Source organism: Streptomyces sp. A3M-1-3, assembly GCF_024213665.1.
Taxonomy (GTDB): Bacteria; Actinomycetota; Actinomycetes; order Streptomycetales; family Streptomycetaceae; genus Streptomyces.
Genome location: NZ_JANAVP010000029.1, coordinates 15,628 through 39,646 on the forward strand (window position 1 = coordinate 15,628; position 24,019 = coordinate 39,646).

Sequence of the window (24,019 nt, forward strand, 5' to 3'; positions counted from 1 at the left end):
TGGTCATCTCGGGGTCGGCTACGACGAACTGACGGCTCCCGACGCAGCCGAGCGGGCCCGCCACCCCGCTCTGGTGGCGTGGATTCGTGAGCAGGGCGCGAAGTCCGCCGCCGACAGGGCACAGCAACCTCGGCCCGCGGCGCGCCGAGCCGCGGCCGGGCCGTGCACGTTGCTGCCGGCCCGGCGCAGCCCCGGGTTGGTGGCCAGCAGCGTCAGCAGAGGGCGCAGCAGCCAGAGCTTGACGCCGGGGGCGCGGTTGACGGTGTCGGTGAAGCGGGCGGCGATCTTCTGGGTGTCGGTGTTCACAGCGGGTCCTTCCCTTCCCTGACAACGGACGGGTCTGATGCATTCCGACCGTAGGGTCTGCCCCGGGGTGAGGGTCAAGCCCGCAGGTCGCAGCCGCGCGGATCACCGGCCCAGCACAGGTCGCCCTCCGCCAACTCCGCTTGGTGCACGGTCTCGAACTTCTCGATCCGGTCGAGGATCTGCTGCTGGGCGGCGATGCGCTGCCGTAGCCGCTCGCGGGAGCGGTGCAGCAGCTCGGCCAGGTGCGAGCCGACCGGCCCGTCGGGGCCGTCGAGATAGGCGGTGGTCAGCTGGCGGATCTCGGCCACGGTCAGCCCGAGGCCGCGCAGCTCGCCGATGAACCGCACACACCACAGGGCATCGGTGTCGTACAAGCGGTAATTCGAGGGACTGCGGCCGAGGGTGTAGATCAGCCCGAGATCGGTGTACTCGCGCAGGGCCTTGACGGGCACGCCGGTGCGGCGGGACAGCTCCCCGACCGTCATCGCGCGCGTACGAACCACGGGTCGGCTCGTCTCCATGAGTGCCTCCGTTCCGTCGCCGTCCGCTCAGCCCGCGCAGCAGGAGAGCTTGGCGACGTCCGCGGGCACGTGCAGGTCAGTGGGCGATGCGCGCGGTGTAGTCCCCGGCCACTTCCACCGCAGCGACGAGCGCAGCGGTGTCCACGTTGCTGCCCTCTTCCAGGAGGACGACGCTGCGTCCGGTACGCACATCGGTGGCGGCCGAACGCACTCCCGGGAGGTCCTCCAGCTCGTCGTCGATGATCAGTCCGCAGCTGTTGCAGTGCATGCCCTCGATGAGAAGCACCACCTGTGGGGCGGTGTCGGCTTCGGTCTTGCCCTTGCGGCTGAACAGCTTCATCGCAGGTCCTTCTTGAACTCGATGGCGCCGGTCTGCATGCCCATGGCGCAGGAGAAACGGAGGGTGCCCGGTTCGCGGGTGCCCAGGTCGATCTCGGTGTCACCGTCGCGCTTGACGATCTCCTGCACGCCGAGTTCGGGGATGGTGAACGCCCGAGCGCACCCGCCGGAGTCCTTGCCGTGCAGTACCAGCGTGGTGGGCACCCCGGCCTTAGCGGTGAACTGGGTGGGGACGTAGAAGTCCGTCACGGTCAGGGTGACGATCTGCTTTCCGGATGCGTCGATACGTACCGGGGCGACGGCACCCGCCGTCTCCCCACCTCCAGAACCGCCGTCGGCACTGCCCTGGTCGCCGCCCTCGACAATGAACGGTTCACTCGCCGCAGCCTGCTTCTCGGGGGCGTCGAACGACACCCAGCCGCCGGCCTGCAGCGCGGAGGCCATCGTCCACGCGGCGACGGCCAGCACCACCACACCCGTGAGCGCGGCCAGCTGACCGGACAGTGCCTGGCTGCCACGGCGGAAGAGGTAGCCGAGCAGGGCGAACAACGGTGCCGTGCCGAGAACGAACCCGGCCATCACCGCGGCGCCGGCCACCGGCGACCCTGAGGTGATGGCCAGCAGCTCCATCGACAGCGTCACCCCGCACGGGACCAGCACCGTGGCGAAACCGATCAGAGCCGGAGTGGCAACCGAGTCGGTCCTGGCGCTGCGCCGCATCAGCCGGCCGAACGACGCGGGCGGGCGGGGCAAAAGCCTCCCCACCCACTTGACGCCGAACAGGTCCAGCGCGAACAACGCCATGAGCAGCCCCGCAGTCAGCAGCAGCACTGCCTGGGTACGAGGGCTGGGCTGCAAGGCGTCACCGAAGACGCCCAGCAAGGCGCCGAGCACGGTGTGGGAGAGAAGCTTCCCGGCCAGGAACGCCCCGACCGGCGCCAGCGGCGCGGCGGCCCCCTGCACGGTGGTTGCGGAGCGGGAGGGCTTACCGGACTGCTTGGGGGGAGTCTTCTGCGGGGCGGGGGTGCGGCGCCGGGTCACGGCTCCGGCGAGCAGACCCCCCTGTACGGCGGCGCATGAAGCACCACCGGCGAGCAAACCGGTGCTCGCACCAGTGATCAACAAAGCGACGGATGACGGCATGCGTCGTTACTCCTGCTCTGCGACGACACGCTCGTACAGAAACAGCGTGCCGAGGCGGACGTGCGGACGTGCGGAACGCGGCGTCCCGCAAGGCAGTGGGGCCTCACGGGCGGCAAGCCGTCACGTCCGAGACACGCACAACCGATGCAGATCAGGAGGGGCGGCCATCGGTGGCGGGGCGTTGGGCTGCGCCACCGGGAGCGTGGGGATGCAGACCGTCGCGCGCGACGCGCCCGCCAGCACGTGGCCCGACGGTACGTCCTGGGCGAGGGTGGCCTTCGGTGCCACACACTGCTCGTGGGTGGCGGGGCAGTGCGGACTGTGATCCGGTTCCTCGGCCATGGCTGAAGCCGCGGCATGTTCGGCGTGTGCGCCGGACGCGACGGGTGGGGCCACGTCCATCGGCCCCGGCATCGCCATCGCCATCGCGGGACGCGCCAGCCCCGACAGGCATACGAAGAGCGCGCACACAAGCAGCGCCCCGGACCACGTCCGGAGCGGCGGCAGTGCGCGTGGCGACATGGGCGTCATGCTAAGCGATGCCCAGTCGGCCGCCCCGCCGATCATGGACGGGTCCCTCTGGTCCCTCTCTGCTCTCGGCAACCAGAGCGTCGCTCCGGCGCATAAGCGCGCATGCTGGAGGAAAACCCCAATTTCAGACCAGACGGGCATTGACCTTGCCCTAAGGGGACGGTTCTAGCGTCGTCGCGTAGGCAGTGAGCGGGAGGGAGGTCACCTGATGGCATTCACCGAAGGCGAGGTGTACCGATGCCCGGACCCCGAATGCGGCTGTGAGATCACCGTCACCAAGGGCGCGGCTCCCGGCCAGGGTGGGGACCAGAACCCCACCTGCCGCTGCGGACTCCCCATGGAGAGGGTCCACTGAGCCAGTTCGGGCTGTATGGCGAGAGCGCGAGGCCCCACTGTCACGACCTGCCCCGCTGCCGAACACACACAAGAACACCGGAAGGACCTGTGATGGATCAGCTGCTGTACATCCTTCCCGCGCTTGCCTGCCCCGTCGGCATGGGGCTGATGATGTGGTTCATGATGCGCTCCCGGCACTCCTCCGAAGCCCGGCCGGTGCACCCCGCGCCCACCCAGGAACAGGAGCTCCTCCGCCTGCGCACGGAGGTCGAAGCCCTCCGTGGCGGGCTCGACACGAAGCCCAACCTCCACAAGGACTCCCCGGCGTGACCGGCATCTGGCTCCCCCTGGCCGCCACGGCGCTGGCCGCGGCCCTCACCTACGTGTGCTGCATTCCGTCGGGACGGGTTCAGGCCGGGGCCAGCACCACCGTGACCACCGTGTACACCTCGGTGTCATGCGCGTCGCGGATCTCACTGTGCAGAGTTAGGCGCTCATAGCCCCCCACAGACGCGGCCGACCGGAGCACGGCGGTGGTGGTCAGCCGGTCGCCGGCCACGATCGGACGGTGCTGGAACAGTTTCTGGGACTCGTGGATGACCTGACGGCCGCCGAGGCCGAGCGCCGGGTCCCGCAGGATGCGCCGGGTGACCATGCCGGAGACCGTCACGGCGAAGGTCGGCGGTGCGATGACGTCGGCGTACCCGAGGGCGCGCGCCGCGGCGGGGTCCCGGTACAGCGGATTGTGGTCGTCGACGACGGCGGCGAACGCGCGGATGTCGCCGCGGGTGGCCTCGTACGGCTCCTCGCTGCTCAGCGTGGTGCCGACGAGTTCAGGATTCACGGGCATGGGGTCACCGACGCCGTGCGGGCGTCATCGCACTCGGCACCGGTAGGCGCGGACGGTCAACGGAAGGAAGATGGCCAGGATGGCGGTCGACCAGACCAGCGCCCCGGCGATCGGATGCCACTGCGGGTCGCCGGCGACGAGCGAGCGCGCCCCGTCGGTGACCCACGTGACCGGATTGACCTCGGCCCACACCCGGATCCAGCCGGGCATGCCGTCCGTGCTCACCAGGGTGGAGCTGCCGAAGGCCAGCGGGAAGAGGATCACCGTCGCCAGGGTCTGCACACCGGACGCCGTACGGGCGGTGAGCCCGAGCAGGGTCCAGATCCAGCACAGGGCGAACGCGAACGACAGGATGAGTACGCAGGCCAGGGCCGTGCCCGCCGAGCCCCCGGCCGGCCGGAAGCCGATCGCCGCGCCGAAGCCCGCCATCACGGCCAGGGACAGAGCGTAGCGGACCAGATCTCCCAGGACCGCCCCGAACAGCGGGGCGAACCGCGAGATGGGCAGCGTCCGGAAGCGGTCGAACAGGCCCTTCTCCAGATCGGTGTTGAGGGAGAGCCCGGTGCCGAGAGAGGCGAGGACGACCATCTGGACGGCGATGCCCGGCAGGGCGAAATCCCGGTGCGCCTGCCAGCTGCCGGAGATCGCCTCGCCCATGACGAAGACGAACAGGACGACGTAGATCACCGGTTGCAGGATGAACCCGGCCGTCTCCTCCGGTACGGTCCGCAGCCGGGTCAGACTGCGCCAGGCGAGGGTGAGCGACTGCTGGAAGGCCGCGCTCACCGATCGTCGCCGGCCGCGTACGGCCGCCGGGAAGGATTCGCGGAAGGCTCCGGGGAAGGCGATGTCAGACGGGGGCATGACCGGCTCCTTGCGGTGAACGGCTGACCTGCGGCAGGCCGGTGAGGGACAGGAACACCTCGTCGAGGCTGGGGTGGCCGAGCGAGATCTCGGTGCCCGCCAGCCCGGCGGCCATCAGGCGGGCAGCCAGGTCCGGGAACCGGGCCGGATCGTCGAGCGGCACCCGGACGGTGTCCCCTTCGGCTACCGCGGCCCGGCCGGTCCAACGCGTCGCGGCCACCACCGCCTCCGGGACCAGGGAGCCCTGCGGCGGGCGGAACTGCACCCGGTGGCCGCCGACGCCCTGTTTGAGGTCCCGTGGCGTGCCGGTGGCCACCACCCGGCCGCCGTCGAGCAGGGCGATGTGGTCGGCGAGCCGGTCGGCCTCCTCCAGGTACTGAGTGGTGAGCAGCACGGTCGTGCCACCGCCCACCAGGTCCCGTACCACCTGCCACAACTCGCTGCGGCTGCGCGGGTCCAGACCGGTGGTCGGCTCGTCGAGGAGCAGGACCCGCGGCTCGTGCAGCATTCCCGCCGCCAGGTCCAGCCGCCGCCGCATGCCCCCGGAGTACGTCCGGGCGAGCCGGTCCGCAGCGCCGTCCAGGCTCATCCGCTCCAGCAGCTCGCCGGCCCGCAGGCCCGCCTGACGGCGGGAGAGCCCGATCAGCCGGCCGACGAGGAGCAAGTTCTGGTAACCCGTCATGAGTTCGTCCACGGCGGCGAACTGGCCGGTCACACCGATGGCGGCGCGCACCCGGGAGGCATCCCGGACCACGTCGAACCCGGCGACGCGGGCCGAACCGCCGTCCGGGCGCAGCAGTGTCGTCAGGGTGCGCACCACGGTCGTCTTGCCCGCGCCATTCGGGCCGAGCAGGCAGAGCACGCTGCCCGGCTCGGCCCGCAGGTCGATGCCGGCCAGGGCCTCGGCCGTGCCGTATCGCTTGACCAGCGACCGTGTCTCGATGGCGTAGTCCACGTCGTCCCCCGTCCCCCGCCCGCCGGTCAGGCGCCGGTGGCGTGGACGCCACCGTCGACATGGACGATCTCACCGGTGGTGGCCGGGAACCAGTCGGACATCAGGGCCGCACAGGCCCGCGCGGTGGGATCCATGTCGTCGGCCCGCCAGCCCAGCGGCGCCGCCTCGTCCCACGAGGCGGCCTCGAAGCCGGGCACGCTCCGTGCTGCCACAGTCTTCAGCGGTCCGGCCGCCACCAGGTTGACCCGGATGCCGTGCGGCCCCAGATCCCGCGCCAGATAGCGGGCGCAGGACTCCAGGCCCGCCTTGGCGACGCCCATCCAGTCGTAGCCCGGCCAGGCCCGCGAGGCGTCGTAGTCCAGGCCCACCACCGAGGCGCCCGGCCCCATCAGGGGCAGGCACGCTGTCGTAAGCGCCTTGAGGGAGTACGTCGACACGTGCAGCGTGGTGGCCACGTCCGGCCAGGGCGTGTGCAGGAAGTTCCCGCCCAGCGCGGACTGGGGAGCGAAGGCGATGGCGTGCAACACTCCGTCGAGTCCGTCGACGTGGTCGCCGACCCGCTCGGCCAGGGAGCCGAGGTGGCCGGTGTCGGTCACGTCCAGTGCCAGGACGGGCGCGGGCCGGGGGAGCCGGGCGGCCATGCGCCGGACCAGGCTCATCCGCCCGAATCCGGTCAGCACGACCTCGGCGCCCTCTTGCTGGGCGACCCGGGCCACGTGGAAGGCGATCGAGGCGTCTGTGAGGACGCCGGTGACGAGGATCCGCTTCCCCGCGAGAATGCCCATGCCCACCGTTTCTCCTTCTCGCTCGTGCGGCCGGCCGGTCCGCGCGCTCACAGGCCCATGGAGGAGCCGCCGTCGACCGGGACGACGGCCCCGGTGACGTAGCCGGCCTCCGGGCTGGTCAGAAAGCTCACCACGTGGGCCACTTCCTGCGCCTCGGCGCTGCGGCCGAGGGGGATCTGCTTGATGTACTTCTGCCGTAGTCCGGCCGGCAGGGAGGCGGTCATGTCGGTCTCGATGAATCCGGGCGCGACCACGTTCACCGTGATGCCGCGCGGGCCGAGTTCACGGGCCAGGCTGCGGCCGAATCCGATCAGCCCCGCCTTGGACGCCGCGTAGTTGGCCTGGCCCGCGGCTCCGCTCAGGCCGACGACGGAACCGATCAGCACGATGCGCCCGCGCCTCATCCGCAGCATGCCGCGGGTGGCCCGCTTGACCACCCGGTAGGCGCCGGTCAGGTTGGTGTCGAGGACGGAGGTGAAGGCCTCCTCGGGCATCCTGGCCATCAACTGGTCACGCACGATGCCGGCGTTGACGACCAGCACCTCGACGGGGCCCTGCTCCTCCTCCACCCGGTGGAACGCCCTGTCCACCGCCTCCGGGTCGGTGACGTCGCACAGCACGCCCGCGAGGCCCTCGGGCGGTACCCCGCCGCGGTGGGTGACCGTGACCCGTTCGCCGGCGGACCGCAGAGTACGGGCGACCGCCAGGCCGATACCGCGGTTGCCGCCGACGACCAGGCACGAGCGGCTCACTCGGCGCCGCCGGTGTTCAGCCGCGCCGCGATGTGCGCGTTGAGCGCATGCCGGCCGAGCACATCGGAGGGCAGCCGACGGGCTCCGGAGACGCTGCCGACGCAGTCCTCGGCGGCGCACAGGCAGTTGAACGGGCCGACCATGTCCCACTCGGTCGAGGGGTAGAAGAAGGTGAGCTCCTCGCCCTCGGCGATCGGGCGCAGCGCGACGACTCGCAGGGCGGTGGTGTCGACGTAGGTGTTCGGTGCGCAGGAGTGGTTGAGGTAGCGGACTTCCGGACCGTCGATGTGCCGCCCGTCGCCGAGGTCGATCGTGTAGATCGAGGCGGTGCCGAGCACCTCGCAGCCGACGAGGTCGAAGACGACCTGGCCCTCGGCCAGCGGCCGGGCCGTGGTCACGCCCCTGCCGTACGGGCGATCCTCCACGAGGGTGGTGGCGGCCGGGGACTGCGGCGTGGACAGCGGCGCGGACGCCGGGGCCGGCGCAGCGGACAGGAACGTGGACGGTGACGCGGACAAGGGATTCCTCGCAGGGGAGTAGGGATGGTGGGGGGTGCCGGGCCGGATCAGGTGGCCGGGTCCAGCAGGTCCATAAGTGCCTCGGTGAGACCCGCCACGGTCGGGTTGTCCCGCAGGGCCTGCGGGCGCAGACCGGGGACGACGGCCTTGAGGCGGCGGACCAGGGTCATGGTCAGCAGGGAGTCCATGCCGAGATCCCAGAAGCGGTCCGCCGGATCGAGCGCGCGACGCGAGGACAGGCCGAGTACCGAGGCCACGGTCTCGTGCACGTACCGGTGCAGCAGCCGCTGTCGCTCCTCGTCGCCGGCGGCCGACAGCCGCTCCCGCAGCTCGGCGGCCGGCAGCGGCTCCGGCAGCCGGCTGGCGACCGGCTCCGGCCCCGAGAACGGGCCGGCCGGGCCGGACAGGTCTCCGGGGCCCCCGGCGCCCTCGCCGGCCGCGTCTTCGAGGTCGGCCAGCAGCGGCACCGGTGTCCGGGTGGCGTAGGCGGCGGCCAGCACGGGCCAGTCGGCGTCGGCGACGACCACCTGCGCGGCAGAGCAGCCGAGCACGTGGTCGAGGGCGCGCACCGCCCGGGCTCCGTCCATCAGCCGCAGCCCCGACGCGGTGATCGCCTCGGTGACCGCGGTGCCGGCCAAGCCGTCGCTCCAGGTGCCCCAGTTGACGGTGTGGGCCGCTTCGCCGCGCTCGCTGCGGAGGTGGACCAACGTGTCCTGGAAGCAGTTGGCCGCCGCGTAATGCGCCAGCCCCTGGGAGCCGAGCAGCGCCGTGGTGGAGGAGTAGCAGAGGAACTCCGCCACCTCGTGGCCGGCCGACAGCCGGTGCAGCAGGGCGGTTCCGGCCACCTTGGCGCGCAGCACCGACTCCAGCCGGGCGTCGTCCAGTTCCGCCAGCGGCGCGACGTCCTCGGCGAACGCGGCGTGGTAGATCCCGCGCAGGGGCGGGAGCCCGTCGCCGAACCTGGCGAACAGCTCCCCCATAGCCTCCTCGTCGGCCACATCCGCGGCGACGCCGGTGACACCGACACCCTGGGCACGCAGGGCGTCCGCGGTCTCCTCCGGTATGCCCCGGCGGGAGACCAGTACGAGATGCCTCGCACCCAGGTGGATCAGGCGCTCCAGCAGCAGCGGGCCGATCCGACCGGTCGCGCCGACCACGAGGTGCGCGCCCTCGGGGTCCACCGGCCGGACCACGGGAGCGGGCAGCGGCGTACGGACCAGCCGCGGGACATGGCGGACCGCGGCGCGGTACGCGCTCTGCCCGCCGGCCGGCGCGGAGCCCAGCTCGGCCAGCAGGGCGGCCGCGCAGGCCTCCGGATCCGCGGGGTCGTCGAGGTCGACCAGACCGCCGAACCGCTCGGGGTCCTCCAGCGCCAGGCAGCGCCCCAGGCCCCACAGTTGGGCCTGCGCCGGGCTCAGACCGCCTTCTCGCGCCACCGCCTGGGCACGGCCGGTGGCCAACCACAGCCGTGCCCGGGTGTCCGGTTCGGCGAGCAGTACCCGGATGAGCCGTACCGCGGACGAGGCGAGCCGTACCGCGCGCGCCGGGTCGGTGCCCTGTGCGGGGCCGGTGTCCAGGCCTGCGCAGTACACCAGGTGCCGCACCTCGGCGAGATCGCCCAGCGCCGTGCGCAGTGGGCTCTCGGCCAGGCCGTCCAGGTCCGCGGCGGCCACGGTCCGGCAGGGCACCCCCGTGGCGCGCAGCCGCCGGGCCAGGGCCTCGCCGACGCCCGCTCCGTCCGCGACGACCAGCACCGGGCCGCCGACCGGGGCGTCCGGATCCGCGAGCGGCTCGAGCCGCCAGCGCAGCGCATGCGCCCAGGAGCCGGGCACGCCGGCCGGCGCGCCGCCGGCCCGCCGCACCCGGACTCCGTGCGCCGCGGCCACCCGCCGCCCCGCCCGGTACCAGTCCAGCGCCGCGGTGAACGCGCCGTCGCCGTCCTCTTCGAGGCGTGCCCGTACGTACAAGGGGCCGTCGGTGCCCGGCTCCGCGGCCGCCCGCGGCATCCGGAAGCCGTCGGCGCCAGTGACCAGGAAGCCGCCCGGTTCCGCACCGGCCGCGCCGGAATCCGGCAGGCAGGCGGTGAGGGTCTGGAAGCCGGCCTCCAGGAACAGCAGCAGGGGGTCGGCCCGGTCCGGCTCGGCCGGCAGGGCCTCGCCGATCGCGGTGGCACCGGAGCGCCACAGCCGGCGCAGCGTGCGCAGCCGCGGCCCGTACTCCAGCCCGCCGGAGGCCAGGCGCGCGTAGTGCCCGGACACGTCGATCCGTTCCATGTCCCCGACGGCGGCGGCCGGTTCAGGGCCGGGGCCCGCGCCGAGGGGATCGGGGTCCGGGTGCAGCCGGGCCGAGGCGCATCGGGTCCATGCCGCGCGGCCGGTGCGGGAGTGCAGGTCCAGCCGGGCGGGGGCGGGGTCGGCAGCGTCGCCGGCCCGCAGCAGAGTCTGCAGTGCGGGCGCGGCCGCCTCGGCGGCCTCATCGAGTACGACGGGCGCGTGCACGGTCAGGTCCCGTACCGCGTGCTCCGTCTGCTCCGCGCTCCCGGCCCGTTCGGCCGCGCGCAGGGCGATCAGCAGCGGGGCGGAGAGCGGCAACAGGGGCCGCCCGCCGACCCGGTGTTGGTACAGCGCATCGTGGCCGCGCCCACGCAGCTCGGTCTCCCACAGCCAGGCACCGGGCAGCGCGCCGAGCGCGGTGGCCGTTCCGGGGAGCGGGGCCGTGGCGGGGAGTGCGGCCGGGTCCGCCGGCCGGGTCTCGGGCGCGGGGGCCGCGGCGGCGCCGGACCGGGTCCAGTGGCGCCGGCGGTGCCAGGCCAGCCGTGGCAGGTCGGTGAGACCGCCCGCGGGGACCAACCGCTCCCAGGGCAGCCGGACTCCGTGGCAGTGCAGCGCGCCGAGCGCGGAGGCAAGCGCCGCACCTGGGTCGGTGTCGCGCCGCAGCGTCGCGACCACCCGGGCCCGGGAGGGGGCGCCCTCGTCGAGTGTCGTGGCGATGTCGCGGATCAGGACGGGATGTGGGCTGACCTCCTGGAAGACTCGGAACCCGGCCGCCTCGGCGGCGCGGACGGCGTCCGCGAGCAGGACCGGGGCGCGCAGGTTGTCGGCCCAGTAGTCCGCGTCGCAGGCCGGCGCCCGGTCCTCGCGTCCGCCGACGGTGGAGAGGAAGGGCAGCTCCGCCGCCCGCGGCGTCAGCTCCCGCAGCGCCTCCCGCAGCGGACCGAGAAGCACGTCCATCTGCGGGGAGTGCGAGGCCACGTCGACCTGCACGGTGCGGGCGTTGACCTCCTGCCGCTGGCATTCCTCGACCAGCCGGCGGATCGCCCCGGGGTCCCCGGAGACGACCACCGAGCGCGGGCTGGGCACCACGGCGACCTCCACCCCGGCGCCCGCCCCGGCCGCGAGCGCCCGGGCGCGCTCCAGGTCCGCCTCGACCACTGCCATCGCGCCCTGCCCCGCGACGCGGGTGAGCAGCCGGGAGCGGCGGCAGACCACCTGTACCGCGTCGGGCAGGCGGAGCGCGCCGCAGACGACCGCAGCGGCCACCTCGCCCATGGAGTGCCCGATGACCGCGCCTGGGCGCACCCCGCGTGAGCGCAGCACGGCGGCGAGGCCAACCTGCATCGCGAACAGCACGGGCTGAACCACGTCCACCCGGGTGGGGACGTCGGACGAGTTCAGCACCTCGCGCAGCGAGAAGCCGCCCTCGGCCGCGACGAGCGGCTCCAGTTCATCGACGCACCGGGCGAACGCGGACTCCTTGCGCAGCAGTTCACGGCCCATGCCGGCCCACTGCGAGCCCTGGCCCGAGAACACCCACACCGGTCCGTCCTGCTCGCCGCCCGCCTCGGTGGTCCCCTCCGCCAGTCCGGGAACGGCCGTACCGGCGGCGAAGGCGGAGAAGCGCGCCGCCAGCGTCCGCGTGGAATCGGCGACCACCGCGATCCGGTGGCTCTCGTGGGAGCGGCGCAGCGCCAGTGTGTGCGCCACGTCGGCCGCCGGCACGTCCGGGTGGGTGCGCAGCCAGTTGCCCATCCGGCGGGCCTGTGCGCGCAGCGCCTCGGCCGACCCGGCCGACAGCGGTACGAGCAGCGGCCCCGGCACGGCCGCGGGCCGCGCGTCTTGCGCCGGGGCGGGGGCCTCCTCAAGGATCAGATGCGCGTTGGTGCCGCCGAAACCGAAGCCGCTGACTCCGGCCCGGCGCTGCCGGTCCCCTCGCTTCCAGCCGGTGACCTCGGTGACCACGCGAAGGGGCAGACGGTCGAAGGGGATGTGCGGATTGGGCTCGTCGAAGTGGAGGCTCGGCGGCAACGCCCCGTGGACCAGGCTCAGTACGACCTTGATCAGCGAGGCGATTCCGGCCGCCGCCTCCAGATGACCGATGTTGGTCTTCACCGAGCCGATCAGCAGGTCGCTCCCGCGCGCGGTACCCGTACCGAGCAGGGCCGCGGCGATGCCCTCGACCTCGACGGGGTCGCCCAGTTCGGTGCCGGTCCCGTGGGCCTCAACGTAGTCCAGGGAATCGGCCGTGACCCCGGCCGAGTCCAGAGCCGCCCGGATCAGCCGCTCCTGGGCGCGCGGGCTGGGCGCCATCAGGCCGTTGGAGGCTCCGTCCTGGTTGACGGCGCTGCCCCGCAGCACCGCCAGCACCGGATCGCCGTCGCGCAGCGCCCGGTCCAGCCGCTTGAGGACGACGAATCCGCAGCCCTCGCCGCGCCCGTAGCCGTCGGCTCCGGCAGCGAACGTCTTCGAGCGGCCGTCGGCCGCCATGACGCCCGCGTCCTCGAAGTTCACCGTGACGGCCGGGGACAGCAGCAGGTTGACCCCGCCGGCCAGCGCGACGGACGACTCACGTGCGCGCAGGCTCCGCATCGCCAGGTGTACGGCGACGAGCGAGGAGGAGCATGCCGTGTCGACCACCATGCTCGGCCCGGTCAGGCCCAGGGTGTACGAGATCCGGTTCGCGATGACGCTCAGGGCGGACCCGGTCCCACTCCACGCGTCCACGCTCGCCAGGTCGTTCATCTGCAGGCTGCCGTAGTCCGAGGCGGACGCACCGACGAACACTCCGGCGGCGCTGCCCGCGAGCGAGCGCGGCGGGATCCCGGCGTGCTCCAGGGCTTCCCAGGCCACTTCCAGCATCAGCCGCTGCTGCGGGTCGACGGCCGCGGCCTCCCGGTCGGACAGGCCGAAGAACTCGGCGTCGAACGCGGCGAGATCCTCGGTCAGGAAACCGCCCCGGGCGGGCGTGCGGTCCAGGACCTCGCGGGCATGCGCTCCCTGCGCGGCGGTGTCGGACCAGCGGTCCGCGGGCACGCTTGCGGTCGCGTCCCGGCCTTCGCGCAGCAGCCGCCAGTACGCGTCCGGGCTGTCGGCGCCGCCGGGCAGGCGGCAGGCCAGGCCGATCACGGCAACGGGAGCCTCGGCCGCGTCCGCCTCCGGCCCGAGGGCGGGCGACAGCAGCGGGCCGGGCAGCGGCTCGGCCTGCGGGTCGATGAGGTGGCGGGCCAGGGCCGCGACGGTCGGCGCCCGGTAGACGACGGTCGGCGGCACCTCCCGGTCCAGGAGCTCCTCCAGCTCGCCGGAGAGCTGCACCACGGACAGCGATCCGAGGCCCAGGTCCTGGAAGGGCTGCGTGGGCCCGACCTCGGCGGGGGCGATGTCCAGCTTCGCGGCGAGCCAGTCGGTCAGCCAGCGCCTCAGCGACTGTTCCGTGTGCGGGGCAAGTTGGGGAATGCGGTCGTCCATGGGTCTCACCAGTCCGCGCTGAGGTCGGTGTGCAGGGAGCCGGCGGTGTACCGGTCGGCGCAGGCACGGCGGCGCACCTTGCCGCTGCTCGTCCTGGGCACCGTGCCGGGCCGCAGGAACAGCACGTCGGCCACGTCCACGCCGTGCTGCGCCGAGACCGCGCGGCGGACGACAGCCACGGATTCGGCCCGGGCCGGCAGGCTCTCGCTGTGCGGGGCGCGGCGCAGCTCGACGGCCACCACCAGCCGTTCGGCGGAGCCGCCGTCCACCGAGAAGGCCGCGGTGGCCGCGGGGCTCAGCGCCGCCAGCGCCTCCTCGACGGTGGCCTCCAGGTCCGCCGGGTAGTGGTTGCGCCCGTCGACCACGATGAGTTCCTTGCTTCGGCCGGCCAGGAAGAGTTGGCCCTCGTGGATGAATCCCAGGTCGCCGGTGCGCAGCCAGACCGGTTCGGTGCGGGCGCCGCCCGCCTCGGTCAGCACGGCACCGAAGGACTCGGCGGATGCCTCGGGCCGGCCCCAGTACCCGCGGGCCACGTTGGGCCCGCTGACCCAGATCTCGCCGGTCCGGTCCATCGGGCGTTCCCGGCCCGTGTCCGGGTCCGTCACGGCCACGCTCACTCCGGGCATCGGGACCCCGCAGCCCACCAGGTCCCACGCCTGTGGGCTGTTGGGCGCGACCGGCACCACCCGGCCCCCGGCCAGCGCGTCCCGGTCGAAGGACCGCACCAGGGCCCCGTCGAGCGCGGTGGTCACGCCGAGTGTGGCCTCGGCGAGCCCGTACCCGGGGGCGTGCCCGGACAGGGTGAAGCCGCAGGGTGCGAAGGCCCGCGAGAACGCCTCCACGCTGAGCGAGCGGACCTGCTCAGCGCCGTTGCACAGGGTGTGCAGTGAGTCCAGGCGCAGTCCGGCCCGCTGCTCGGCCGAGACCCGCCGGACTGTCAGGTCGAGGGCGAAATTGGGGGCTGCCGTCCAGGTCGCGCGGTGGTCGCTGATGAGTTGGAGCCAGCGCAGAGGCCGCTGTACGAAGGCCATGGGGCTCAGGTGTACGGCGTGCGCACCCGCGCTCAGCGGCATGGCCACGCCGGTGATCAGCCCCATGTCGTGGAAGTAGGGCAACCAGGACACAATCACATCGCTGCTGTGCAGCTGGGACTGGACGGCGCTCTGCACCGCGGCGGCGAGCAGGTTCGCGTGGCTGACCACGACGCCGCGCGGGCGGCGGGTGGATCCCGAGGTGTACTGGAGGTAGGCGACGGCCTCTGGGCCAACCTCCACGGGGTCCACGTCCACGGTGCCCGGCGTTTCGCGCGCTTCGGCGTCGTCGTCCGCCCGGTCCCACAGCAGGTCCGTTTCGACGACCGGCAGCCTCCGCCCGGTGGCCCGCAGGCCAAGCGCCGCGGTTGCGTCGGCGTACTCGCCGATCGTCAGCAGGCAGGCCGGGTCGCAGTCCTCCAGGACCGCGAGCAGCCGGTCGTCACCGTGGTACGCGTCCGGGGCGTGCAGCGGCACCGCGATCAGGCCGGCGTACAGGCAGCCCAGGAAGCCGACCAGGTACTCCAGCCCCTGCGGTGCCGCCAGGGCCACCCGGTCGCCCGGCTCCGCATAGCGGCGCAGCTCGGCCGCGGCCGAGCGGGCCAGCCGGTCCAGCTGCCGGTACGACAGGCCGCGGGAGCGGCCGCGCCGGTCGGACGCGTAGTCCACGAACGTGAACGCGGGCGCCTCGCCGGCAGTATCGGCGTGCCGGCGCACCAGGCTGACGAGGTCGCCGCCGAAGAGGCCGGGTGGGGCCGGACGTCCCGGAGCGGACATGGGCATCGTGAACAGCCTTTCTTGCCTGGGATTCACCTGGGATGTGCCTGGGGCATTCCTGGGACGTGCGTGTACGTGCGTGTACGTGAGGGGGAGCGGAGGTCAGCGTTCGAGGAGGTCCAGCAGATAGCCGGCGGACCGGCGCTCCAGGTGGTCGGCGAACATGCTGCGCGCCGCCTCCTTCTCCTCGGCCGGAACCGTGTCGGCGGCCAGGCCCAGTTCGGAGTCCTCGGCCAGCGCGTAGAACTCCGAGCGCAGCAGGGAGCACGTGACGGCGTCGAAGTGCCGCCCGTCGACGAAGAAGTAGTCCCGCAGGATGCCCTCGACGACGAAACCGCCGTGCATCACGATCTGCACCATGTGCCGGTTGTGCATGCCGAGGGTGAGCTGCACCCGGTGGGCGTTGAGCGCGTGGAACAGGTGGTTGAGCAGGAGCACGTTCGCCTCGGCGCCGTACCCCTGGCTCCACAGGCCCGAGGCGCCGATGGCGGAGCCGATGGTGTAGCTGCCCTGGTAGGCGAGCGGACCCCAGTTGACCGCGCCGATCCGCTCACCCTCGTGGGTGACGACCATCATGTAGTTCATCCCGCCCTGCCGGGCGGCCTGCCGGATGTCGGCGCCGCCGAGCAGCTGCGGCGATCCCGAGGAGTAGGTGCTGACGGAGCTCAGGGCCCAGTCGGCGATGCGCTCGTAGTCCTCGTCCGTGCAGCGCTGGAGGGAGACGAAGTCGCCACGCATCACTGCTCCCAGCGGGTGACGGCGAGCACCGCGTTGTGGCCGCCGAAGCCGAAGGAGTTGCTCAGCGCCGTACGCACCTCGTGCCGTTGCGGCGTGTGGGGCACGAAGTTGAGCTCCGGGTCCTCGGGGTTGTCGCAGTTCAGGGTGGGCGGCACGATGCCGGTGGCGATCGTCCGCAGCGTGGCGATGAGTTCGACCGTACCGGCGCCCGCGATCAGGTGGCCGATCATCGACTTCTGGGAGCTGACGGGGATCCGCTTCGCGTGCTCGCCGAGCACCGCCCAGAGCGCCGCGACCTCGGTGGCGTCATTCAGCACGGTGCTGGTGCCGTGCGCGTTGACGTAGTCGACCTGCGTGGCGTCGAGTCCCGCGTCGTCGAGCGCCATGCGCAGGGCGCGCTGCGCGCCGAGGCCCTCCGGGTGCGGAGCCGTGGAGTGGTACGCGTCGGTGGTCGCGCCGTATCCGACGACCTCGCCCAGGATCGGCGCGCCGCGCCGCAGCGCGTGCCCGGCCTCCTCCACGACCACGATCCCGCTGCCGGATCCGAAGACGAAACCGTCGCGGTCGCGGTCGAACGGGCGGCTGGCGCAGCCCGGTTCGTCGTTGCGGCGGCTGAGCGCACGCAGATTGGCCATGGCCGCGACATCCAGTCGGGTGATGGGGTCGTCGGCGCCACCCGCGATCATCGCGTCGGCACGGCCCGCCTGGATCATCTGGACGGCCTCGCCGACGCAGGTGGTGCCCGTGGCGCAGGCAGTGATGATCGCCCCTGTCGGTCCCTCGGCCCCGAACCGCATGGCGACCTCGCTGGACGGGTTGTCCGGGGCGCCGCCGATCGCGTAGTTGGCGTTGATGCCCTTCGGGCCGCGCTCGCGCATCCGCTCGACGGCCGCGATGCCCGCGATGTTGGCGCCGTAACCCGAACCGATCAGCACACCGAGCCGGTGGCCGGTGCCCTCGGCCATCTCCAGCTTCGACTGCTCCATCGCCTGAACGGCGGCGGCCATGGCGAACTGGCCGAAGCGGTCCATGCGCCGGCTTTCCCGGCGCGACATGTAGGGCGACGGGTCGAAGTCGCGGACCTCCGCCGCGATTCGGGTCGGCAGGTCGTGGGGGTCGAAGGCGGTGATCGGCCCTATGCCGCTGCGCCCTTCGAGGAGACCGGCCCAGAAGGTGTCGACGGTGTGGCCGATCGAGGTCACGACGCCCGCTCCGGTGATGACGACGCGTCGACGGGAGCTGTGCTGGGTGCTGCGAGGCATGGTGGTTCCTTCGTTGTGGCGGTGGTCTCGGCCGGCCGGGGTGGGCGGCGGGTTCGGGCCGCGTGGTTCCGCATGCGGTGGGCGGGCGCGGGATGCGCCGGGCGCCCATGTGCCCGCGGGCGGCCCGCGGGTGCCGGTCAGTCGAGCGCGGCGGGTGCGGGTACGGGCTGCCGGGACTGCTGTTCCGGCCCGCTCCGCAGCCGCGCGGTCACCCAGGCGCGCAGCCGGAGCACGTCGGTCTTCCCGTTGCGGTTCAGCGGGAAGCGGTCGGTGACGAGTACGTGGTTGGGGTGCTCGAAGGAGGCGAGCTGCCGGCTGACCCGTTCGCGCCAGACCCTGGGATGGCCCGACTCGGGGTCCTCGATCACGAACACGAGCTCGTGGCCGCGGCGTTCGTCGGCGAGCGCGATCACCTTGACCGGCCGTCCGCATACCTCCGCCTTGCGTTCCAGCACCTCCGGGTAGAGGGTGTGGCCCAGCCGGTGCACGGCGGACCTGCGGCCGGCCACGTGCAGGTTGCCCCCCTCATCGAGGTGACCCAGGTCGCCGGTGCGGTAACCGTGCGAGGCCGGCGCCGGGGCGATACCGCCTCCGGCCGACAGGTAGCCCTCCATCAGGTCGGGGGTGTGCAGCCAGATCTCGCCGACCTCACCGGGTGGCAGTGCCCGCCGCCCGTCCGGGCTGAGGATGCGCACCTCCAGCCCGTCCAGAATCCGGCCGCATCCCACCGGGTTGTCGGGGGTGGCGAAGGCCACATTGCCCGCCTCGGTGCTGCCGTAACCGTCCAGCAGCGGCCGGCCCGTCGACTCCCGGAAGTGCCGGCCCAGGTTCCGGTCCATCGGCGCGCCTCCGGTGCACCACATCCGCACTCCGCGCAGGGCGGTCAGCAGCGCCGGTCGACGGTTCATCAGGTTGAGGGCGCTGCGGTACGTCGCGGGCGTGGCGTCGACCACGGTCGCCCCGCAGCGGGCGCCGGCGGCCAGGGCACGGTCCAGGCGGGTGTACGGGACCACGACCAGGTCCCCGCCGCTGAGGTGCGCGAGCAGGATCAGCGAGATCCCGTACTGGTGCGAGAAGGGCAGCAGCGGCAGGAACACGTCGCCGACGCCATAGGCCATCAGGCGGCGGGTGCGTTCGAGGTTGTCGAGGAACGCGCGGCCGGACTTCACGATGCCCTTGGACTCGCCGGTGGTGCCGGAGGACCAGATCACCAGGGCGTCGTCGCGGCAGTACCAGGCCTGGGTGGAGAAGTCTTCGGAGGTGTCCGGGTCCGACTCGGGATTCGTTCTCGGGTCCGTGCCGGTGCCGGTGCCGGTGCCGGTGTCCGGGCCGGCCGGCTCCCGTGCCGCCCGGTACAGCTCCTCAACGGTCAGGCCGCGGATCCCGGCCGGCACCGGCCGACTCCGGCGGTCCGTCAGTACGAACCGGACCTGGGCGGCCGTCAGCGCGCGCAGGGTCTCGGCGTCCGTGTGGTGGTTGTCGAGGAGAACGAGTGACGCCCCCAGGTGGACCAGGGCGAGCACGGCCACGACCTGCTCGACGGAGTTGTCCGCCTTCACCAGGACTCGGTCGCCCGGCCTCACCCCGTGGGCCCTCAGCACCCGCGCGGCGGCCACAGCGGCGGGGCCCGCGTCCTCGGCGGTGGCCGGTGCGCGGCCGTCGATGACCGCCATGGCGCGACGATCGGCTCTCACCTGCTCCATGGGACGTACTCCTCGGGCTTGGTCGCGAATGTCTGTCGGAATCGCTCTCGCGACAGCCGATGCGATGGCTGGTAGGGGGCGGGGTGGCCGGGCGGGGCCGGTGGCGGGCATTCTGGGGGTGGCGTGACCCGAGTCGCTTTCGGGTCACGCCACCCGGCTACGGACTCACGCCCGTCCAGGCCTCGCGTCAGCAGCCGTTGCTGACGGTGCTGGCCGCCATCAGGGCGGACTCCTCCTCAGAGGTTTCCAGCTCCTGCAGGTCGAGAATCGACTCCATGTGTGTCACCTCCTTCGCGTGGTGATGCCTGGCCTCGCCGTTCGGCGAAGCCGGGGTTCAGGAAGGCATGAGCGGCGGGCCCTACGGCCGCGTCGCTCACCGGGCCTCACGTCAGCAGTTGTTGCTGACGGTGCTGGCGGCCATGAGGGCGGACTCCTCCTCAGAGGTCTCCAGCTCCTGCAGGTCGAGAATCGACTCCATGTGTGTCACCTCCTTCGTGTGGTGCGGTACGGAGGCCTCGCCGGTCGGCGGGCCAAGTCTCAGGGGGTGGGCGCCGGGCCGGTGCCCACCCCGCCCTCCTGCGGGCGGGGGCTGAGGAAGGGCAGGAACGGGGAACTGCCGTCCAGGGCAGCCGTGATGCCGAGGAGGATCCCCGCGGTGCCGGTCGCCAGATCGGCCGAGAGCCGGTAGGACTGCTCGCCCGCGAACGCCAGATGTCCGCGATAGGACAGCTTGTGCCAGGTCAGGCGCCGCAGGTGGAGGTCCACGGCGTCCCGCGCCTCCGTCCCCGGGTCGCGGTGGGCCAGTCGGGCGACCACGGCCATCAGGCCGCTCCGGCCGTTCAGCAGATGCGGCTCGACCACGAACTCCGCCTGGCAGGCGCGCCGGACAGACGTCAGCAGATCCGCCGGCACGGCGTCCTGGCGGTACGTCAGCAGCTCGTCTGCGACCAGGGCGATGCCGCCGCTGCCGACGTCCAGGTAGGCAAGGGTCCGCACCCCCCGGTCGGCCACCTGCAGGCTGCCGTTGCTCTGTGGCACGCAGCCGGCCAGGTCCCGGTCGAGGGCGCGTACCGCCAGGTCCAGTTGGCGTTCCTCGCCCGTGGCCTCGTACATGCGCAGCAGGAACAGGGCCACGCCCGACCAGCCGCGCATCAGTCCGGCCTGCCCGGGGCCGGGGCCCCACGAGTCGGCGGGCTCGCGCACCAGATCGCTGAGGCGGCCGGCGGCCTGTTCGGCCTGTGCCAGGAAGCCGTCGTCCCCGTAGCGGACGGCCAGGTCCAACAGGCCCAGCCCCGCCCCGGCCAGGCCGTCGAAGAGACTCGCGTTGCGCAGCCGGCCGAGGGACGGCGCAGCCTGTTCGGCCAGGGCGCGGGCCTGCTTCTCGTGGCCGAAGCCGGCGAGTACGTGGGCGATACCGTGCAGTCCGGTCCAGAAGCCGGGCCGGGCCGGCAGCCCGCGCTCGGCACTCGCCAGCAGCCAGTCCTCGTGCTCGGGGAACCGGCCCGCGCCGCAGGCGTCCAGAGCCCACAGCACTCCTGCGGCGCCGTGGCCGAACGCGGACCCCCCGTGCACGAACTGCTGTACGTCGCCTGGGAAGAGCCGGTCCTCACGGTGCGGCGTGGCACTGAGCAGGATGCCCGACACGAGGGAGGCGCGGGCCGCCGCCCAGTCCACGTGCGGCGCGTCGAGGTCCACGTCCAGCGGCAGCCCGAGCAGGGCGTCACGACGGACCAGCCGCGCCGGCCGCCCGCCGGCGGGCGGCGTGTCGGGCGCGGGGGTGCGCGAGGTGGGTGCGGCGGCCTGCTGGGGGGTCATCCCGGTGCGCATGGCGGCGAGGAACTCCGCCCCGAGCACCGGTCCAAAGCGCTGCTCCACGGCGTCCGCGAACTGTTCCTGGCGGCCAGGAGCCAGCGGGAACAACCGGTTGACGGGCAGGAAGAACCAGCCGCGCAGCGCGCCGAGCGCGTAGTGGTCCACGGCGGTTCCGGTGAACCCGGGCGGCGCCATGAACCCTTGGGCGCCGAGCGCCGGCCGCCCCGCGCCGCCGTCGTCGGCGGGGAATGCCGCCTCGAAGTCGACGAGGGAGAGCCGCCCGTCAGGGGTGACCAGGATGTTGCCGGGATGCAGGTCGCCGACGACGACCCCACGGGCGTGGATGGCGTCCAGCATCCGCTGCACCCGGGCGGCGAGCTCCTCCACCCGGCGTGCGTAGCCGGCCTCGTCCCGTGCACCGGTGCCGGAGAAGAGCAGTGGGTGGTACGTCGCGACCCACAGCCACAGCATCTCCCCCTCGCGGTACTCCATGGCGAGGAAGTGGTGGCCGCCGGACACCACGTGCTCGTACAGCTCGGGTACGCCCTCGACACCCGCGAGCCGCTCCAGCGCCCAGCGCTCCCGGTCCAGCCGCTCGACGGCGTCGCGGCCCTCGGAGTCCACACCCGCACCGGGACGGGCTTCCTTGAGAACCACCCGGCGGCCGTCCGCGAGCCGCTCGGCGAGGTAGACACCGCCGCCGTTGGAGAAGTGGAGGGCGCGCTGGACGCGGTACGGGAAGTCGCCGGTGCCCCGGGTGCGGCGGGTGACCTGGGGCGCCAGGAAGCCGGGAACAGGGACCCAGGAGGGGGCGTAGTGGCCGGGGCGCCGTTCGTCCGGTACCAGGGTGCCGTCGGGCCGCTCCATGGCCAGGACCTCCCGGCCCTGGTCGTCGATCAACTGCCGCTTGCGGAAGGCGCCGTAGCGCACGTGCAGCGGCCCGTCCTCCCAGCGCAGGTCGGTGAGGATGGAGGGCCCGGGCCGGTCGGCGAGGAGCTCTCCGAGGCCGGCCAGGGCGGCTTCCAGCTCCGTCTCGTCCGACGGGTAGACCGCGATCAGCTTTCCGCTCGCCTGCCGCGGCATGTACTTGGAGTTGAAGAGCTCGAACAGCCCGTGGCTGCGCAGGAACTTGAACGACAGGCCGTGGGACGTGCAGTAGTCCCAGACCGTGTCCACGACGGACTCGGCGTGCTCCGCAACGGCGGAGACATGGATCTTCCAGCCCTGGTCCGGCAGCCGCAGTCCGTCCGGCGACATCACCGTCCACACGTCCCGCGCGGTGCGGGCCCAGCCGGCGGGCGGCTCCCGGGTCGTCGCCGCGAAAGGGACCTCGTCATCCGTCCGCTCACCGGGGGACTCGTGGAAAACCGGATCCACCCACCCGTAGAGGTGGCGCTGCTCGATCATTTCCTGCCTTCCCGACGGGTGGAGTGAACACGGTGGATTGAGGATGCTGGCGAATTGGCGAAAGACGTGGGCGGAATGGCTCGGAATGCAGCACGTCCCGGGAATTCCGGCCGGTCGCGCTAGGGACGGCCCTCGGCTTCCGGTACTTCCTCGGCAGCCCGGCCGGGCCGGATCGTCACGATGATCGGCCAGATCAGACTGTAGATCAGGATCTTCGTGAGCGGATTGAGCCAGACCAGGACGGGTGCGCCTCGGTCGATTCCTCCTACGAACCAGACCATTGCGAAAAGCAATACACAACTCACAGCGTAGGCAAGGAGGAACCGCAGCCACGACCGCCATTCCTGGACGATCCGAGCCCGCCCGTACAGGGCCGGCTTCTTGACGCGCGGAGCGCCGCCGAACCGATGGCCGGCCTTCTCGTCCGCCCATTGGATCGTCTGATGCCCAAAAGCCACCGTAAAGCCCAGGTAAGCGGCGGAGAGGCCGTGCCAGACGTCCACCTCGGCGCCGTCCCGCAGGCTGACGACCGTGGCGGCCAGCAGTACGACGTCCAGCAGGGGAACGCAGAGCAGCAGGGCTCCGCCGAGACGTCGCCGGCCTGCCTTATAACGGACCGCGAGGCCCGCCACGAGCAGGACCCAGAACACGACGTCGCAAGCGATGATCAAGTAAAGAATGGCCGGTTCACCTCTCCGCTGAACGTCCTGAGCGCCGGCCGGTGGAGCTGTCCGGCACCCAGGACGAGTATCTGCGGCGGCCGGTTGCCGCCGCATCCTCCTGATTGACGAGTCAGCCTAGTTCTTTGGTTGACCTGAGGATTCGCCTTGCCTCGAAGTAGTCTGAGATTGGCCGACGTGCGATGATCGACAGGTGTGCGGCCGCGCCGCCGTGCCCAGTTGGACCTGGCGCTGCCGACCGAACCATTTTGGGGGAAGGTCAATCAGTGTGACAGTGAGGGTTTTAGTTCTTCACGGGGAGAGTCTTGTGCGAACGGGACTTGTGCATATCTTGAGAGGGTGTCCGGAGCTGGACGTGGTCGGCGAGGCTGCAGAGGCCGTGCAGGCGGTCCAATTGGCCCGGATTTTATGCCCTGATGTCATCGTGATGGATTCGGGAGTCCGAGTCTCTGACAATGCCCGGGTGATTGGGGCGATCAGACGGCAGACCCAGGCGGACGTCCTTGTGATGACCACACAAGGAGTCGACCGTGATGTGCTGCGGGCGCTGTCCGCCGGCGCCGTCGGGTATCTGCTGAGTGAGTCTTCGGCGACCGAACTTGTCAATGCGGTGAGACTCATCGCGCAAGGACAGGGCTTCATCGATCCGGCCGCGGTGCGCAGACTCGCGGGCGCCGTCGCCGACCGCACTGAATTGCTGCCGGCGGAAGTGGACGAAGAGCAGATCAGAAGTCGTCTGACGTCAAGAGAGATCGAAGTTCTCGGTTACGTCAGAAGCGGGTTGTCGAACTTGCAGATAGCCAACCGGCTCGATGTGTCCGAGAACACGATCAAGACACATGTCAGCCGCACGCTGACCAAGCTCGGACTCCGCAGCAGGGTCGAAGCGGCGCTCGCCGTACGCGATGTCCAGCTGCGCGCCGCCAGCTGAATCCGGATACCGCACAGCGCGGTTGAGAATCAATACG

At 72.3% G+C, this 24,019-nt stretch carries 23 protein-coding genes; 3 read left to right on the forward strand and 20 right to left on the reverse strand.

The window, feature by feature from the left end; genetic code table 11:
* Positions 1-18 precede the first annotated feature (18 nt).
* The 5 genes from NLX86_RS27035 to NLX86_RS27055 form a co-directional block, all read right to left on the reverse strand.
* A complete protein-coding gene (locus NLX86_RS27035) occupies positions 19-306 on the reverse strand; it encodes a hypothetical protein (RefSeq protein ID WP_254374410.1) in 288 nt (95 codons plus the stop codon).
* A gap of 74 nt (positions 307-380) precedes the next feature.
* Positions 381-827 (reverse strand): MerR family transcriptional regulator, encoded by a 447-nt coding sequence (locus NLX86_RS27040; protein WP_254374411.1) that lies wholly within the window; start codon positions 825-827, stop codon positions 381-383.
* 76 nt (positions 828-903) lie between these two features.
* The gene (locus NLX86_RS27045) at positions 904-1,167 is read right to left on the reverse strand and encodes a cation transporter (protein WP_254374412.1); all 264 of its coding nucleotides are present in this window, start codon (positions 1,165-1,167) and stop codon (positions 904-906) included.
* Complete coding sequence (locus NLX86_RS27050; protein ID WP_254374413.1) at positions 1,164-2,309, reverse strand: sulfite exporter TauE/SafE family protein; 1,146 nt, start codon at positions 2,307-2,309, stop codon at positions 1,164-1,166. The genes NLX86_RS27045 and NLX86_RS27050 overlap by 4 nt, the downstream gene beginning before the upstream one ends.
* A 120-nt stretch (positions 2,310-2,429) precedes the next feature.
* Entirely contained in the window at positions 2,430-2,831 is a 402-nt protein-coding gene (locus tag NLX86_RS27055; protein WP_254374414.1) for a hypothetical protein, read from the reverse strand.
* A 217-nt stretch (positions 2,832-3,048) separates the two neighbouring features.
* Between NLX86_RS27055 and NLX86_RS27060 the strand changes: the two genes are divergently transcribed.
* Both NLX86_RS27060 and NLX86_RS27065 read left to right on the forward strand, forming a co-directional pair.
* Positions 3,049-3,195: a hypothetical protein gene (locus NLX86_RS27060; RefSeq protein ID WP_254374415.1), complete on the forward strand. Its 147-nt coding sequence runs from the start codon at positions 3,049-3,051 to the stop codon at positions 3,193-3,195.
* Positions 3,196-3,287: 92 nt separating this feature from the next.
* Entirely contained in the window at positions 3,288-3,506 is a 219-nt protein-coding gene (locus tag NLX86_RS27065) for a hypothetical protein (RefSeq protein WP_254374416.1), read from the forward strand.
* 79 nt (positions 3,507-3,585) lie between these two features.
* Here the strand turns inward: NLX86_RS27065 and NLX86_RS27070 are convergent, their stop codons facing one another.
* The 15 genes from NLX86_RS27070 to NLX86_RS27140 form a co-directional block, all read right to left on the reverse strand.
* A complete protein-coding gene (locus tag NLX86_RS27070) occupies positions 3,586-4,026 on the reverse strand; it encodes a MaoC family dehydratase N-terminal domain-containing protein (protein WP_254374417.1) in 441 nt (146 codons plus the stop codon).
* A 24-nt stretch (positions 4,027-4,050) separates the two neighbouring features.
* A complete protein-coding gene (locus tag NLX86_RS27075) occupies positions 4,051-4,890 on the reverse strand; it encodes an ABC transporter permease (protein WP_254374418.1) in 840 nt (279 codons plus the stop codon).
* The gene (locus NLX86_RS27080) at positions 4,877-5,845 is read right to left on the reverse strand and encodes an ATP-binding cassette domain-containing protein (RefSeq protein WP_254374419.1); all 969 of its coding nucleotides are present in this window, start codon (positions 5,843-5,845) and stop codon (positions 4,877-4,879) included. Before NLX86_RS27080 ends, NLX86_RS27075 begins: the two co-directional genes overlap by 14 nt.
* Before the next feature lie 26 nt (positions 5,846-5,871).
* The gene (gene fabI / locus NLX86_RS27085) at positions 5,872-6,630 is read right to left on the reverse strand and encodes an enoyl-ACP reductase FabI (RefSeq protein ID WP_254374420.1); all 759 of its coding nucleotides are present in this window, start codon (positions 6,628-6,630) and stop codon (positions 5,872-5,874) included.
* A gap of 47 nt (positions 6,631-6,677) precedes the next feature.
* Positions 6,678-7,382, reverse strand: a complete 705-nt coding sequence (gene fabG / locus NLX86_RS27090; RefSeq protein WP_254374421.1) for a 3-oxoacyl-ACP reductase FabG — start codon at positions 7,380-7,382, stop codon at positions 6,678-6,680.
* Positions 7,379-7,900 (reverse strand): SET domain-containing protein-lysine N-methyltransferase, encoded by a 522-nt coding sequence (locus NLX86_RS27095; RefSeq protein WP_254374422.1) that lies wholly within the window; start codon positions 7,898-7,900, stop codon positions 7,379-7,381. The genes fabG and NLX86_RS27095 overlap by 4 nt, the downstream gene beginning before the upstream one ends.
* Positions 7,901-7,947: 47 nt before the next feature.
* Positions 7,948-13,641 carry a type I polyketide synthase gene (locus NLX86_RS27100; protein ID WP_254374423.1) on the reverse strand — a complete coding sequence of 1,898 codons (5,694 nt, stop codon included), beginning with the start codon at positions 13,639-13,641 and terminating at the stop codon, positions 7,948-7,950.
* Between the two features lie 5 nt (positions 13,642-13,646).
* Positions 13,647-15,449: a fatty acyl-AMP ligase gene (locus NLX86_RS27105; protein WP_254374424.1), complete on the reverse strand. Its 1,803-nt coding sequence runs from the start codon at positions 15,447-15,449 to the stop codon at positions 13,647-13,649.
* 102 nt (positions 15,450-15,551) lie between these two features.
* Positions 15,552-16,187 carry a GNAT family N-acetyltransferase gene (locus NLX86_RS27110; RefSeq protein ID WP_254374425.1) on the reverse strand — a complete coding sequence of 212 codons (636 nt, stop codon included), beginning with the start codon at positions 16,185-16,187 and terminating at the stop codon, positions 15,552-15,554.
* Positions 16,187-17,449 carry a beta-ketoacyl-ACP synthase II gene (gene fabF / locus NLX86_RS27115; protein WP_254374426.1) on the reverse strand — a complete coding sequence of 421 codons (1,263 nt, stop codon included), beginning with the start codon at positions 17,447-17,449 and terminating at the stop codon, positions 16,187-16,189. Before fabF ends, NLX86_RS27110 begins: the two co-directional genes overlap by 1 nt.
* A 137-nt stretch (positions 17,450-17,586) precedes the next feature.
* Positions 17,587-19,152, reverse strand: coding sequence for a class I adenylate-forming enzyme family protein (locus tag NLX86_RS27120; RefSeq protein ID WP_254374427.1), 1,566 nt, complete (start codon positions 19,150-19,152; stop codon positions 17,587-17,589).
* 187 nt (positions 19,153-19,339) lie between these two features.
* Complete coding sequence (locus NLX86_RS27125; protein ID WP_254374428.1) at positions 19,340-19,429, reverse strand: class III lanthipeptide; 90 nt, start codon at positions 19,427-19,429, stop codon at positions 19,340-19,342.
* 111 nt (positions 19,430-19,540) lie between these two features.
* Positions 19,541-19,630 (reverse strand): class III lanthipeptide, encoded by a 90-nt coding sequence (locus NLX86_RS27130; protein ID WP_254374429.1) that lies wholly within the window; start codon positions 19,628-19,630, stop codon positions 19,541-19,543.
* 59 nt (positions 19,631-19,689) lie between these two features.
* Complete coding sequence (gene lanKC, locus NLX86_RS27135; RefSeq protein WP_254374430.1) at positions 19,690-22,371, reverse strand: class III lanthionine synthetase LanKC; 2,682 nt, start codon at positions 22,369-22,371, stop codon at positions 19,690-19,692.
* Positions 22,372-22,490: 119 nt separating this feature from the next.
* Entirely contained in the window at positions 22,491-23,042 is a 552-nt protein-coding gene (locus NLX86_RS27140; RefSeq protein WP_254374431.1) for a hypothetical protein, read from the reverse strand.
* Between the two features lie 283 nt (positions 23,043-23,325).
* Between NLX86_RS27140 and NLX86_RS34855 the strand changes: the two genes are divergently transcribed.
* On the forward strand, positions 23,326-23,982 hold the full coding sequence (locus tag NLX86_RS34855) for a response regulator transcription factor (RefSeq protein WP_308409646.1): 657 nt from the start codon (positions 23,326-23,328) through the stop codon (positions 23,980-23,982).
* Positions 23,983-24,019 lie beyond the last annotated feature (37 nt).

What these genes read in the sequence shown, in the direction of transcription:
- fabI (WP_254374420.1), bottom strand. Translation starts at nt 6,630, where the DNA reads ATGGGCATTCTCGCGGGGAAGCGGATCCTCGTCACCGGCGTCCTCACA.
- lanKC (WP_254374430.1), bottom strand. Translation starts at nt 22,371, where the DNA reads ATGATCGAGCAGCGCCACCTCTACGGGTGGGTGGATCCGGTTTTCCAC.
- NLX86_RS27110 (WP_254374425.1), bottom strand. Translation starts at nt 16,187, where the DNA reads ATGCGTGGCGACTTCGTCTCCCTCCAGCGCTGCACGGACGAGGACTAC.
- NLX86_RS27050 (WP_254374413.1), bottom strand. Translation starts at nt 2,309, where the DNA reads ATGCCGTCATCCGTCGCTTTGTTGATCACTGGTGCGAGCACCGGTTTG.
- NLX86_RS27065 (WP_254374416.1), top strand. Translation starts at nt 3,288, where the DNA reads ATGGATCAGCTGCTGTACATCCTTCCCGCGCTTGCCTGCCCCGTCGGC.
- NLX86_RS27040 (WP_254374411.1), bottom strand. Translation starts at nt 827, where the DNA reads ATGGAGACGAGCCGACCCGTGGTTCGTACGCGCGCGATGACGGTCGGG.
- NLX86_RS27075 (WP_254374418.1), bottom strand. Translation starts at nt 4,890, where the DNA reads ATGCCCCCGTCTGACATCGCCTTCCCCGGAGCCTTCCGCGAATCCTTC.
- fabF (WP_254374426.1), bottom strand. Translation starts at nt 17,449, where the DNA reads ATGCCTCGCAGCACCCAGCACAGCTCCCGTCGACGCGTCGTCATCACC.
- NLX86_RS27070 (WP_254374417.1), bottom strand. Translation starts at nt 4,026, where the DNA reads ATGCCCGTGAATCCTGAACTCGTCGGCACCACGCTGAGCAGCGAGGAG.
- NLX86_RS27060 (WP_254374415.1), top strand. Translation starts at nt 3,049, where the DNA reads ATGGCATTCACCGAAGGCGAGGTGTACCGATGCCCGGACCCCGAATGC.
- NLX86_RS27125 (WP_254374428.1), bottom strand. Translation starts at nt 19,429, where the DNA reads ATGGAGTCGATTCTCGACCTGCAGGAGCTGGAAACCTCTGAGGAGGAG.
- NLX86_RS27055 (WP_254374414.1), bottom strand. Translation starts at nt 2,831, where the DNA reads ATGTCGCCACGCGCACTGCCGCCGCTCCGGACGTGGTCCGGGGCGCTG.
- NLX86_RS27130 (WP_254374429.1), bottom strand. Translation starts at nt 19,630, where the DNA reads ATGGAGTCGATTCTCGACCTGCAGGAGCTGGAGACCTCTGAGGAGGAG.
- NLX86_RS27120 (WP_254374427.1), bottom strand. Translation starts at nt 19,152, where the DNA reads ATGGAGCAGGTGAGAGCCGATCGTCGCGCCATGGCGGTCATCGACGGC.
- NLX86_RS27100 (WP_254374423.1), bottom strand. Translation starts at nt 13,641, where the DNA reads ATGGACGACCGCATTCCCCAACTTGCCCCGCACACGGAACAGTCGCTG.
- NLX86_RS27105 (WP_254374424.1), bottom strand. Translation starts at nt 15,449, where the DNA reads ATGTCCGCTCCGGGACGTCCGGCCCCACCCGGCCTCTTCGGCGGCGAC.
- NLX86_RS27045 (WP_254374412.1), bottom strand. Translation starts at nt 1,167, where the DNA reads ATGAAGCTGTTCAGCCGCAAGGGCAAGACCGAAGCCGACACCGCCCCA.